Source organism: Candidatus Omnitrophota bacterium, from assembly GCA_034717435.1.
Lineage (GTDB): Bacteria > Omnitrophota > JAUWXU01 > JAUWXU01 > JAUWXU01 > JAYELI01.
In genome coordinates this window covers 1-11,903 of record JAYELI010000035.1, presented here as the reverse complement: position 1 = coordinate 11,903, position 11,903 = coordinate 1, and the positions used below count along the sequence as shown (strand labels likewise).

The window sequence follows — 11,903 nt, the reverse complement described above, 5'->3', positions numbered from 1 at the left end:
AAGCGGAGACATTACACTGCGCAGTGTCCTTCAGTCGACTTATGACTTGAACGGCTTGGATGACAACACTACTAATGCGGCTTTTCTCGGTGCGCAGCTTGATACCAGTGAAAACGCTCATTCATTTATGTCCACAGTGGGCATAAATATTGACGCCGACCTTACCGATAATGTCTCAGCCGCGATTAGAATAATGAATGAAAGAGACTGGACTTCGGTAGATGGGTTCAATGATACCGACAATATTGATATTGACCTGGCTTATATCACGTTAAAGGAGATGCTCTATTCTCCTTTGACAGTGGTTGTCGGCCGTCAGGATCTGTGGTACGGCGATGGTTTTATTGTTGGCGAATGCCGCCGTCCGAGTTCTGCCCAAAACCCGTTCATTGCTCCTGAGTTTACAGACCACAGGTCATTTGATGCGGTCCGGGCTATCTTGGATTATGACCCCTGGACATTGGATTTGCTTTATTCCAGGATTTCGGGCGATCAGGCTGCGTTTGTAGGGGGTGTTGAAACCATAGCCGAATATCCCGACAATATCGATCTTTGGGGTATTAACGTAGGTTATATCTTTGACCAGTATAATGCCGAAGCAGAAGCATACTATTTTGGCCAGACATTGCCCCGGAATACCTTGAATCCGCGAATTGTAGGTGTTGCGGCAGATCCAAATGGTGGGGTAGGCGGTAGCTCGAGCCGGGATAATGTTGTTCATATCATTGGTCTGCGCGGGAGTTTTGAGCCGGTTGAAAACTTAGACATCAGAGGAGAATTTGCCGGTGAGTTCGGACGGGTTAATGTCGGTGCAGTTGCTCCCAATGAAGCGGTTGTAAACGTTGAAGCATTTGCCTGTGATATCAACGGTTACTACACCTGGGCCGATTTTAGCTGGATGCCAAGCTTGGGGTTAGGATATGTATTTATGTCCGGTGAATCAACGCCTCGCGATGGTGACTGGAACGGCTGGATTAACCTCTATAGAGGTAAACACTATAGCTCCATTCATGAATGGCAGGGAATTTATTATTTCCCTGACGATCTTGCCACTAATGGTTATCAGCGTCAGGCCGGAACCAACCAGCATATCATTATGGTGGACGGAAGTATCCAGCCGACCGATGATATACTGTTAGAAGCAAGGTATCTTCATTTTCAGGCAGCGGCAAACTTCGGCGTACTTAATACAGGATCAGACCGCAGCAGAAACATCGGCGATGAAGTGGACTTAAGGTTTACTTATGACTATACTGAAGACGTGACCTTTGGTTTGCTTAATGCCTGGTTCTTCCCTGGTGAGTATTTTACCAGCGGGGGATCCGTGATGGTTAACCCAGTTGTACCTGTCGAAGCTAAGAGTGATGATGTTGCCTCTGAATTAGTTGCTTCTGTAAGCCTTAGTTTCTAAGTTAGTTTAACCTTGAGTAAATTATAAGCCCCTGAGGAAAAGATTTTTCAGGGGCTTATTTTTTCTTATATTTTTGCAGCGGAGGACTTATGCTTCGAATGCCGTATCTTATTTTTTTCTTATCCGTACTTTCTTTAACTATATCGATGCCTGCTTATGCCGGCAGGCCGCTGGTTACCGAAGACGTTGATATCTTATCACCCGGAGATGTTGAAATAGAGCTCGGGGTTGAATATTTAGACAGCCCGGGGATCGGGTTTAGCGCTCGAGAAACAGACAGGAAGTTTGTTAAATCACCGGTCTTGGGAATGAATATCGGCCTGGGTGAAATAGTAGAAATTCAGGCTGATTTTGATATGATATATCTTGACCAAGCCGGAATAAGCAATGAATATGCTCACGGTGACCTGAGGCTGTGGACAAAGATACTGGCTGTTGAAGAAAGCGATTCCCGGCCGGGGTTAGGTATGAGGTTTGGCAGTAAGCTTCCTAATGCCGAAGATGAAGATGGACGGGGAACGGATGAGACTGATTTTTTTGCCTCAATGCTTTTAAGCAAGCATTTTGATAATTTTTATGTCCACCTTAATCTGGGCCTGGGTATTTTAGGCGACCCCAATCAAACAAATTCCCAGGATGATGTGATGATTTACGGATTGGCGTTTGAGCTTCCGCTTGAGGAAACTTTCTTGACCCTGACAGCAGAGGTAAGCGGTCAGGCTTTTTCCAACGAGAACAACAACATTTCTTCAGCCAGAGCCGGTTTCAGGTATGATGTTACTGAGGATTTTATCTGGGATGTGTTTGGCGGCGCGGGGTTGACTGATGAATCAGAAAATTGGTCAGCAGGTACAGGTTTTACTTATCGGTTCGGAGCGTTTAATTTTTCTCCTTGACACAAGTGTAGTTAGGGTATATACTAAAGCTAAATAGGAGGTGAATAAAATGGTTGAAGAAAAGGAAAGTAAAGAAATTATGGAAGGAAAAATATTTGCCCTTTTATCTTATTTGGGCATATTGTGCCTGGTCCCTCTTCTTTTTAAGAAAGAGAATAAATTTGCCTTGTTTCATGGTAAGCAGGGATTAGTTATATTCTTAGGCGAAATAGCGGCCGGCATAGTCAATATTATTCCCATTCTTGGCCAGATTTTCTGTGTGCTGGGTATGTTTTTCTTTGGAATTTTGTCATTGCTCGGGATAGTTAAATCGCTTATGGGAGAATACTGGAAGATACCTGTAATTTCAGATATTGCCGAAAAAATTAAAATTTAAGAAGACATTTTTTTGTTTGATAAGCCGTTCTGATTATGATATCATAATCAGAACGGCTTTTTTAATGAAGAAAAGAGGAGGTTATATGAGAAGCATAAAAATGATTTGCTTAACGTTGGTATTTGTTTTAAGCTTATGCCTTCAGGTAGATTCTGCCGCTAGATACGAAACACTCTATCATTTAGTAAAAACCGGCCGTGTGGTAAAGGTCTGGATCGGTGAAATCATGAATTCTACCGGGAATAGGGAGATTACATCAGAAAGATTTGCCGCTGTCCTGAAAAATGCTTTGGAGAAAAGGAAATCAGCTAATTTTGTTTTGGTAAACAACACGCGGGATGCGGACATCTGTATTAACGCGGATATTGAAAAATATGACTATCGCAAGGTCGATCCAATAGATAATGCTATAGGCTGGCCCGCTTTGGCTATGGACGCTATGATTAAGGAAAATTATGTAGCATTAAGGGTAAAATATATCGTGAAAGACCCCAAAAAAGGACGGGTTATCTGGTCAAAGACTCTGCGTCCATCGGTTACCAAGCTTGATATGCCCGAAGAAGGCTGTCTTCCGCTTGTTTTGGCTGAAGCAGGAAGAGTTTTCCTGTCTCACTGCTTTAAACGGCCGCCTAAAAAATAAAACAAAGGATAAAAAACAGTCATGAATTTGGCCGAACTGCTTAAAGATCATTCAGATGAGATAATCAATTCATGGGCGCAGACTTTAAAAACAAGCAGGTTCTCCAGTTATGAGGTCAGGCCCTTGCCTGAGCTTAAACGTATGTGCAGGGAATGCCTTGAAGGATGTATCGTTTTTATGGAGAAAGGGGATTATAACAAAATAAGAGCTTTTATCGGCAAGAAAGCCCGAATTCGTTCCGCAATGGGTTTTAGATTATCGGAAATTCAGAAGGCGCTTTATACTCTTAAAGAATCAGCCCTGTTGTTTATCAGGGTTGAATATGCCCGGGATATAAATAAATTTGACAATGCTCTTATTGAACTCGATAAATGTTTAATCAAAGTCATATTTGAATTTTCTGAGATTTATCAGCAGGAAATTAATTCGAAGCTGAATGAATATGTTTCTCAAATCGAACAGTTTAACCGCCGATTAGAACATCTTTCTATTACCGATGGACTGACCGATCTTTACAATCATAAGTATTTTCAAGAGATGTTGATTAAGGAACTAAGAAGGTCGGAGAGGTATGAACGTCCGCTCTCTCTGGTGATGCTTGATGTAGATAATTTCAAATTATATAACGACAGTTATGGACATATCAGCGGCGATGAAATATTAAAGAAGATAGCCCGGATATTTAAAGCCGAGACCAGAATTATAGATATCGCCTGCAGATACGGAGGAGAAGAGTTTATCTTGATTTTACCGGAAACAGACGTCGAGAAAGCCAGGATTGTAACCGAAAAAATCCGCAGTTTTTTTACCAGACAGACAGGGTTGACTGTAAGCGCGGGTGTGGCTGGAGTAACCGAATATCCGGTTAATCCTCAGGTATTGATTACCCGGGTGGATAAAGCGCTATACCGGGCAAAACGGTCCGGCAAGGACAGGGTTTATGTCTTTTGCGAGTCAAAAAATTTGGACCAACAATCATTGTTGTCACCAAAGGAAACTGATGGATAAAAATAAGATTTTAAAGTCCAAATTTCTTAAAGAATTGGAATATGGTTCAAGCCGGGTTATGATAAAATTGCTTGTCCTGATCGCATCCTGGATGTCTTTAGGGTCTATCAGAAAACTGGGCAATGTCTTGGGAGATATAGGATACTTTATTGTATTTAGGCATAGACAGCGGACTATTGCTAATATGAAACTGGTCTATGGAGATCAAAAAAGCTTAGCAGAGATCAAACAGATGACCCGGCAGATTTTTCGTTACTTAAGCCGCTGCGGCTGCGAAATAGTATATTTTTGTTCGCGTGATAACATAAAAAGCGCTGTGGGGTTAGTGAATTCTGTTGAGGGCGAGCAGTATTTAAGGCAGGCGCAAAAAGAAGGCAAAGGCATAATTATTATCAGCGCCCATATGGGAAATTTCATGCTTGTCGGAAGAAAGTTAACTAATATGGGATATAAGACAGCTACCATAATGCGCCAGATGAAGGATGAAAAATTGGAGAAGCTTTTTACAAAATGGAGAAATGAAAAAATGGGCCAGCATACCATACCCAAACTCCCGTTATGGAAATCGGTCAGGCAAAGTCTCGACTGGCTGGGACAGGGTAATATCCTGGCGATGTATATAGACCAGAGATCGGGAAGCGGGGTATGGGTTGATTTTTTCGGTATTCCTACCTTGACAGCCACCGGGGCAGCGGTATTTGCGCTTAGGACCGGCGCTCCGGTTGTGCCCCTGGTTGTTGTTAACCGTAATAATGGTTTTTATAAATTAATTATTGAGCAGCCGGTCAAGATGGATAATACGGGCGAGCGCAAAAAAGACATTGAGACCAATACCGCCAGATTCACCAAGATAATAGAGAAGTATGTCCGCAAATATCCTACTCAATGGTTCTGGGTTCATAACCGATGGAAAGAAAAAAGACCTTGAAGATAGATTACTTTCGTCAACTCAATCCTCAGCAGTATAAAGTAGTTACTGAAGCCGAGGGTTATTCTTTAGTCTTAGCCGGCGCAGGGAGCGGGAAAACCAGAACGCTGGTTTATCGGGTAGCCTATCTCTTGGAAAGAAATGTTAAGCCAGAGCACGTTCTGTTAGTTACCTTTACAAATAAAGCAGCCAGACAGATGCTTAAAGGGGTAGAAGGATTATTGGGGTATCAGCCAAAAAAGTTATGGGGCGGAACATTTCACCATATTGGCAATCTTTGTCTCAGGCAATATGCAGATTCGCTTGGTTTTACAAAGGATTTTGGGATATTGGACAGGGAAGATAGCCGCCTGCTGATCAGGTCCTGCATGCAGGAATTAAAGATAGATACTGCTCAATCCCGTTTTCCCCGGCCCGCTGTGGTAGAGGCAGTTATCAGCATGGCTGTCAATGGCAAAATCTCTATTGCCGAAACTGTCCAGCGGAAATACCCTTATTTTGAAGAATTTATTCCTGAGATTGACAAAATCAAAAAAGCTTATATTGAACATAAAAAAAATTCTAACAGCATGGATTACAATGACCTATTGACTAAATGGATGGAGCTGCTGCAAAATGTTCGGGATGCGCGAAGCAGATACTGCAGCCAATTTGAATATATCCTGGTTGATGAATATCAGGACACCAACCAGCTTCAAAATGAGCTTATCCGGATATTGGGCAGTTGCCATAAAAATGTCCTGGTGGTGGGTGACGATGCCCAGTCGATTTACTCTTTCAGGGCCGCCGACATTAGAAATATTTTGGATTTTCCAATTAAGTTTCCCGATACCCGAGTATTTAAATTAGAGACTAATTATCGCTCTACCCCTGAAATTTTAGATCTTGCCAATTACTCTATCTCTAATAATCTGAATCAATATTCCAAGCGCCTGAAAAATGTTCAACCAAAAGGCGAATCGCCAAAGTTGATTTGTTTCCGGGATAGAAGACAAGAGGCTCAATTTGTTTCCCGGAGGATACTTGAATTGAGAAGTGAAAGTATCTCTATCAGCGAAATAGCAGTTCTTTTTAGGGCTAGATATCAGGCCATTGATTTAGAGCTGGAACTTGCCAGACAAGATATTCCTTATCTGATCAGGGGAGGGATAAGTTTTTTTGAACAAGCCCATATTAAAGATGTTCTGGCGTATTTAAGATTGATAGCCAACCCTAAAGACGGGCTTTCCTGGAAAAGGGCGTTACAGCTGCAGCCGGGCATAGGCCCTAATTTTGCAAATAAGATTTGGTCGGTTTTAGTTAAATCCCCCGATCCTCTTAGCGGGGTTTTATCCGGCAATTTTAAGATTACTCTTTCAAATAAGGCAAATTCAGGATGGAAGGATTTCGTAAAGATTTTATTCTCTATTAAAAAAGCAGATGTCTTATCTAATCCGGCTGGTGCTGTTCAGACGATACTAACAAAGGGTTATCGAGCCTATGTTCAGGTTTTCTTTGAGGATGGACAGGAGCGCTTAGATGACCTGCGTCAACTGGCAGACCTTGCTTCGACTTACGGCTCCTTAAAGAAATTTTTAACAGATGTTACGCTCAGGGAAGGTTTTAAAGGAGAGGTTGTAAAAAAGAGCCGGAAAGACGATGGATGTGTTATTCTTTCCACTATCCATCAAGCCAAAGGCTTAGAGTGGCAAGTAGTTATGATTACAGGACTTAGCGAAGGACAATTTCCTCACTCCAAGTCCTTGGAAAACTTAGCAGATTTAGAAGAAGAGCGCCGGCTCTTTTATGTAGCTATTACCAGGGCCAAGCAAGAACTTTACTTAACCTGCCCTTTCATTACTCAGCCTTCGAGATTCATCCAGGAGTTAAACAGCGATTGTTATCGGGAAAGGGAGACAAGGGAGGCTGCCAAAAAGGTAATTTTGGATTTGGACTATGCGGAGGATAACCAATGGTAGAGATGGAGCTGTTCAAAATAAAAATCAACGAAAAAAGTGATATTCAAACTATAGTTTTAAAGGAAAAAAGCGGTAAGAGGCTGTTTTCGATAGGGGTAGGAATACCGGAAATAAATGCTATTAAGTTAAAGGCGGTTGGCGCAATACCGCCAAGGCCCCTGACTCACGATCTGCTGAATAATGTGATCAGACAATTAAACGCCAGGATCGAAAAAATAATCATTGATAAATTAGAACTCAATATATTTTATGCCAAGATAATTTTACAAACCGGAAATAACGGGATTAAGAAAATAGACGCCCGGCCAAGCGATAGCATAGCGCTGGCATTACGGGCAAAGGCGCCTATTTTTACTGCAGAAGAAGTGCTGGAAGCAGTGGCTACTACGTATAGTGAGTAGGCGGCATACATAGCTATGGGCTATGAGCTTTGAGCTAAATGTAAAGTAAGCAGTAGGCAGTAAGCAGAAGAAATAGAGTAGAAATAGATAGAAATTAGAAGAGTTTCTAAAGAAGAATTTCACAGGAATTAATAGAAATTGATTGTTAACGTAAAAAATTCGCGGTAATTCGTGTTTAAAAAGGGAGGTTTGTGAAAATGAGAAAGAATTTTTTAATTGTGTTTTCTATGGCATTGATGTTAATTGTTTCAGGCTGCGCTGGAATTGAGCCGGATCCAACCGCGATATTACGCCACCCTTTAGGCACAGACCGTATAGCGGTGGGTATGGTCAAAGAAGGAGTGCGTGATATCTGGGGCAGGCCGGATGTTATTACCCGGACCGGCACCAATGAATTAGGGGTTCTTTGTGAAGAATGGGTTTATTATGGCCGTTATCCGGGGCTTCCCGTAAATGCGGGCTATTTTCATAAGACCAAACGCCTCTATTTTGAAGGAAATGTTCTTGTTCGATGGAAAGATTGAAGATAATTTTAATGATTTGTCCAAATTGCTATAAGTCGTTTACTGCTCAAACACAGCTTTGTCCGCAATGCAAGGTCAAGCTTCTTGAGGCCAAACATCAACACCTGCAAAAGATTACCAAAAACATAAAGGACAAAAGAAAAAGGATAAAGGGTAAAGGGTGAAATATTCCTATGAGCAATAAAAACCCGGAGATAGTTAAAATTTTGAACCAAATAGCCGATCTTTTAGAGATAAAAGAAGAAAATCCTTTTCGGATCAGGGCCTATCGCAGAGCCGCTCAAGCCTTAGAAAAGCTTTCGCAGGATCTGGAGAAGTTGGCCGCCGAAGACCAACTTACCAACATTGAAGGTATCGGCCATGACCTATCTTCAAAGATCAAAGAGTTTTTATCCACCGGCAAGGTTAAGCTTCATCAGGATTTAATTAAACAGTCTCCCAAAGGATTTTTGGAATTGATGGCTATCCCTTCAATAGGCCCCAGGACCGCGAAGCTGCTTTCAGAGAAGTTAAATATAAAAAGCATAAATCAACTGGAAAAGTATGCGCGGTCTCACAAGATAGCAGGCCTTCCGGGATTAAAAATCAAAACCGAAGGCAATATCCTTAAGGGAATAGAGTTTTTAAAGCGAACAAGCTTGAGAACTCCTTTAGGAGCAGCCTACTGGATTGCTGCCGAAATTATTGCCCAACTTGAGCAGTTACCTCAAGTAAAAGGAATTGGTCCGGCGGGAAGCATTCGGCGGATGAAAGAAACCGTTAGAGATATTGATATTCTGGCTGCTTCTACAAATCCCCGGCAGGTGATGAATCGATTTGTCGATCTCCCTTTAGTTAAAGAGATCTTAGCGCATGGTTCGACTAAATCAAGCGTTAGAGCAAAAGAAGGGATCCAGATTGATTTACGGGTGGTTAAACCCGCCAGCTTTGGAGCGGCGCTTGCCTATTTTACCGGTTCAAAGGAGCACAACATAAGATTACGCAAGTTGGCGCTAAAGAAAGGGTTAAAAATCAATGAATACGGCGTATTCAACCTGAAGACCGGCAAAAAAATTGCCGGAAAAGAAGAATCCGAGATTTATAAAATCCTGAAGATGATGTTTATCCCTCCTGAAATCAGAGAAGGTACCGAAGAAATTGAGAAAGGATTAAAAGGGGACATTCCCAGATTGTTAGAGCCGGTTGATATTAAGGGTGACCTCCATATTCATTCTACTTACAGCGATGGAGCTAATACAATAGAAGAAATTGCCCGGGCCTCTCAAGCGATGGGGTATGAATATATAGCTATTTGCGATCATTCTAAGAGCTTGGCAGTAGCCGGAGGGTTGTCCGTTAAAAGGTTGTTAAAAAAAACAGAGGAGATAAAAAATTTCAACAAGAAATCGAAAAAAATCAGGATATTAGCCGGCGCAGAAGTTGATATCCTAATAGATGGTTCGTTAGATTATAAAGACGAGGTTCTGAAACAACTGGACTTTGTGGTGGCTGCTGTTCATACCGGATTTAAGCAGAGCAAAAAAGAAATTACTGATAGAATAATAAAGGCTATGGATAATAAATATGTTCATTTGATAGCTCATCCAACCGGGAGGCTTATGGAGGTGAGGGATCCGTACGAAATAGATCTTGAGAAAATTTTTGAAGCCGCGCGGGATACTAATACTGCTTTGGAAATAAACGCATTTCCGGCCAGGTTGGATTTGAATGACAGAAATTGCCGCAATGCAAACAGAAAAGGCGTAACCTTGATTATTGCTACGGATGCTCACACTATCAGCCAGCTAAGAAATATGTTTTTTGGCGTCAGTGTAGCCCGCAGGGGTTGGTTAGGAAAAGAAGACATATTGAATACACTTCCAGTTCAACAATTTCTTAAGAAGATAAAGAATAATTAAAGAGGGCTGAGAAAATGAAAAAGAAATGGCCGTATTATATTGGCTGCGCAGCGATCCCGCATATAATGTTAATAGTCGGGATAATATTTTTATCAAGGAGAGAAAAAGAAAATAAAGATTTTGGAATGCAGTTATGCAGGTACTCAACCATTGTTTTAACGCTGGGATTCTTGATATATTACCTGTTTTTTACGCCAATATTCGGACTTGATTAAGCTGAATGGCAGAATAGGAGGATTAAGGTGATCGGGAAAAGAATCGATAATGACATAAAAGAAGCGATGAGAAATAAAGATTCTATCAAATTAACTACCCTTAGGATGTTGAAGGCCGCGATTAAGAATGTGATGATCCAAAAGAAAGCCAGTTTACTTGAAGATGCCGATGTATTTCAGATAATAGCCCGGCAGATAAAACAGCATAAAGATTCGATTGAAAGTTTTTCCAAAGGACAGAGGGAAGACCTGGCAGACAAGGAAAGGCAGGAATTGAAGGTTCTACAGTCTTATCTTCCCAAACAGCTCTCTGACCAGGAAATTACAGCTATTGTTAAACAAGCCATAGTCGAGACAAATGCTCAAGGCAGGCCTGATATGGGTAAGGTAATGAAGCTGGTTTTAGAAAAAACCAGGGGCAGATCAGATGCCAAGCTGATTTCGGAAATAGTGGTGAAAGAACTTGAGGCTTGAGAAAGGAGCAAGAACATGAAAAAATTGCCCATTATTGTTATTGTTTTTGTTTTTTGCTTAACTACGGCTGCCCTGGCAAATGAGGGACCGGAGAAAAAAAGCATCTATAGGGATCTGCTCGGAGAGGACACATTCTTGACCATAGGTTTCCTGCCAATAGGTTTTGTCAAAGGGCACAATACGTATCATATTACTTTTGATAATCCATGGGACACCGGAGGGCATGTCGAGTGTGAGTTAGAGTGGCCGATAAATAATTTTTTGTTAGGCGCTGAGTTGAATGCAGTTCAAAAAAACCCTCAAAATCACCGGCAGGACAGGGTAAAATTGAATATGGCCTGGTTTATTTCTGTTAATGAGAAGACAAGTAATAAGATGAAGGATTCGGATTGGTTGGGAAATGATGACTATTATGATGATGGCGTGATAAACGGCAGTACAGGGCAGCACGCGGGTAAAGATATCTATTCTGAGTCGGACGCGGATCTGGATAAAGGGCATATAGTAGATGTGAATTACGCTTATAACTTCTGGCCGCTTAATGGGCTTGAGCGTAAATTTGAAAACTTTGACTTTGGATTTGGCCCAATATTGGGCTATCGCTACCACTATTTCAGCCATGCCGCTAGAAGCCTGGACCAAATCGGCTATGGCCCCTACGCCGCTGGTCATACACACAAAGACCTTATCGGAAATACCTGGGGAAAATATAAATTGCATGAGCATATGTTCTATCTGGGAGGCAATATCGATATATTGCTTAGTGACAATTTTGGCTTTAACGTCAGAGGGGGTTATATACCCTGGATTTCGATAAGAGATGAGGATACTCATTTGTATCCCACTAGCGCTATTGGCCACACAATGGTCTCTACCGGTGATTGCGAAGGCGATGGCGGATTGTTAAATATGAGCGGTAATTGGGAATTTTATCCTGATTGCACAGCCGAATTAGGCGCAGAGTATTTTTTTAGCAAGGCAACCGGACATATGGAACAGAAACATTACATAGACGGGATGTTTTGGTACTCTGCGGAGGCGGCAGGCTTAAAGGAATGGGTATCAACATCCTACTGGACATTTTCTGGAAAAATCAAATTTAGGTTTTAGATGCCGAAAAAGATCTTAATCACTTATGCTTCAGCCGGGGCCGGACACAAAAGAGCCGCAGAAG

Annotated in this window: 14 protein-coding genes; all 14 read left to right on the top strand. The window is 41.8% G+C overall.

The window, feature by feature from the left end:
* On the top strand, positions 1–1,411 hold a 1,411-nt coding region (locus U9Q08_02620), incomplete at its 5' end, for an alginate export family protein (GenBank protein ID MEA3328613.1).
* A gap of 98 nt (positions 1,412–1,509) precedes the next feature.
* Positions 1,510–2,307, top strand: a complete 798-nt coding sequence (locus U9Q08_02615; GenBank protein ID MEA3328612.1) for a transporter — start codon at positions 1,510–1,512, stop codon at positions 2,305–2,307.
* 49 nt (positions 2,308–2,356) lie between these two features.
* Positions 2,357–2,683, top strand: coding sequence for a hypothetical protein (locus U9Q08_02610; GenBank protein MEA3328611.1), 327 nt, complete (start codon positions 2,357–2,359; stop codon positions 2,681–2,683).
* 85 nt (positions 2,684–2,768) lie between these two features.
* Positions 2,769–3,323 carry a hypothetical protein gene (locus U9Q08_02605; GenBank protein MEA3328610.1) on the top strand — a complete coding sequence of 185 codons (555 nt, stop codon included), beginning with the start codon at positions 2,769–2,771 and terminating at the stop codon, positions 3,321–3,323.
* Positions 3,324–3,344: 21 nt separating this feature from the next.
* Positions 3,345–4,331, top strand: coding sequence for a diguanylate cyclase (locus U9Q08_02600; GenBank protein ID MEA3328609.1), 987 nt, complete (start codon positions 3,345–3,347; stop codon positions 4,329–4,331).
* Positions 4,324–5,259: a lysophospholipid acyltransferase family protein gene (locus U9Q08_02595; protein ID MEA3328608.1), complete on the top strand. Its 936-nt coding sequence runs from the start codon at positions 4,324–4,326 to the stop codon at positions 5,257–5,259. The genes U9Q08_02600 and U9Q08_02595 overlap by 8 nt, the downstream gene beginning before the upstream one ends.
* Positions 5,238–7,217: a 3'-5' exonuclease gene (locus U9Q08_02590; protein ID MEA3328607.1), complete on the top strand. Its 1,980-nt coding sequence runs from the start codon at positions 5,238–5,240 to the stop codon at positions 7,215–7,217. Before U9Q08_02595 ends, U9Q08_02590 begins: the two co-directional genes overlap by 22 nt.
* Entirely contained in the window at positions 7,211–7,618 is a 408-nt protein-coding gene (locus U9Q08_02585; GenBank protein MEA3328606.1) for a bifunctional nuclease family protein, read from the top strand. Before U9Q08_02590 ends, U9Q08_02585 begins: the two co-directional genes overlap by 7 nt.
* 197 nt (positions 7,619–7,815) lie before the next feature.
* Entirely contained in the window at positions 7,816–8,142 is a 327-nt protein-coding gene (locus U9Q08_02580) for a hypothetical protein (protein MEA3328605.1), read from the top strand.
* Positions 8,130–8,306 (top strand): hypothetical protein, encoded by a 177-nt coding sequence (locus U9Q08_02575; protein MEA3328604.1) that lies wholly within the window; start codon positions 8,130–8,132, stop codon positions 8,304–8,306. Before U9Q08_02580 ends, U9Q08_02575 begins: the two co-directional genes overlap by 13 nt.
* Positions 8,307–8,315: 9 nt before the next feature.
* A complete protein-coding gene (polX, locus tag U9Q08_02570; GenBank protein ID MEA3328603.1) occupies positions 8,316–10,040 on the top strand; it encodes a DNA polymerase/3'-5' exonuclease PolX in 1,725 nt (574 codons plus the stop codon).
* Positions 10,041–10,054: 14 nt separating this feature from the next.
* On the top strand, positions 10,055–10,255 hold the full coding sequence (locus U9Q08_02565) for a hypothetical protein (protein ID MEA3328602.1): 201 nt from the start codon (positions 10,055–10,057) through the stop codon (positions 10,253–10,255).
* A 27-nt stretch (positions 10,256–10,282) separates the two neighbouring features.
* Positions 10,283–10,729: a GatB/YqeY domain-containing protein gene (locus U9Q08_02560; GenBank protein MEA3328601.1), complete on the top strand. Its 447-nt coding sequence runs from the start codon at positions 10,283–10,285 to the stop codon at positions 10,727–10,729.
* Positions 10,730–10,744: 15 nt separating this feature from the next.
* Complete coding sequence (locus U9Q08_02555; GenBank protein MEA3328600.1) at positions 10,745–11,839, top strand: hypothetical protein; 1,095 nt, start codon at positions 10,745–10,747, stop codon at positions 11,837–11,839.
* Positions 11,840–11,903 lie beyond the last annotated feature (64 nt).

Excerpts from the sequence above, each read along its gene's own strand:
- U9Q08_02580 (MEA3328605.1), top strand. The coding sequence starts at position 7,816 with ATGAGAAAGAATTTTTTAATTGTGTTTTCTATGGCATTGATGTTAATT.
- U9Q08_02595 (MEA3328608.1), top strand. The coding sequence starts at position 4,324 with ATGGATAAAAATAAGATTTTAAAGTCCAAATTTCTTAAAGAATTGGAA.
- U9Q08_02615 (MEA3328612.1), top strand. The coding sequence starts at position 1,510 with ATGCCGTATCTTATTTTTTTCTTATCCGTACTTTCTTTAACTATATCG.
- U9Q08_02600 (MEA3328609.1), top strand. The coding sequence starts at position 3,345 with ATGAATTTGGCCGAACTGCTTAAAGATCATTCAGATGAGATAATCAAT.
- U9Q08_02590 (MEA3328607.1), top strand. The coding sequence starts at position 5,238 with ATGGAAAGAAAAAAGACCTTGAAGATAGATTACTTTCGTCAACTCAAT.
- U9Q08_02610 (MEA3328611.1), top strand. The coding sequence starts at position 2,357 with ATGGTTGAAGAAAAGGAAAGTAAAGAAATTATGGAAGGAAAAATATTT.
- U9Q08_02565 (MEA3328602.1), top strand. The coding sequence starts at position 10,055 with ATGAAAAAGAAATGGCCGTATTATATTGGCTGCGCAGCGATCCCGCAT.
- U9Q08_02575 (MEA3328604.1), top strand. The coding sequence starts at position 8,130 with ATGGAAAGATTGAAGATAATTTTAATGATTTGTCCAAATTGCTATAAG.
- U9Q08_02555 (MEA3328600.1), top strand. The coding sequence starts at position 10,745 with ATGAAAAAATTGCCCATTATTGTTATTGTTTTTGTTTTTTGCTTAACT.
- U9Q08_02585 (MEA3328606.1), top strand. The coding sequence starts at position 7,211 with ATGGTAGAGATGGAGCTGTTCAAAATAAAAATCAACGAAAAAAGTGAT.
- polX (MEA3328603.1), top strand. The coding sequence starts at position 8,316 with ATGAGCAATAAAAACCCGGAGATAGTTAAAATTTTGAACCAAATAGCC.
- U9Q08_02605 (MEA3328610.1), top strand. The coding sequence starts at position 2,769 with ATGAGAAGCATAAAAATGATTTGCTTAACGTTGGTATTTGTTTTAAGC.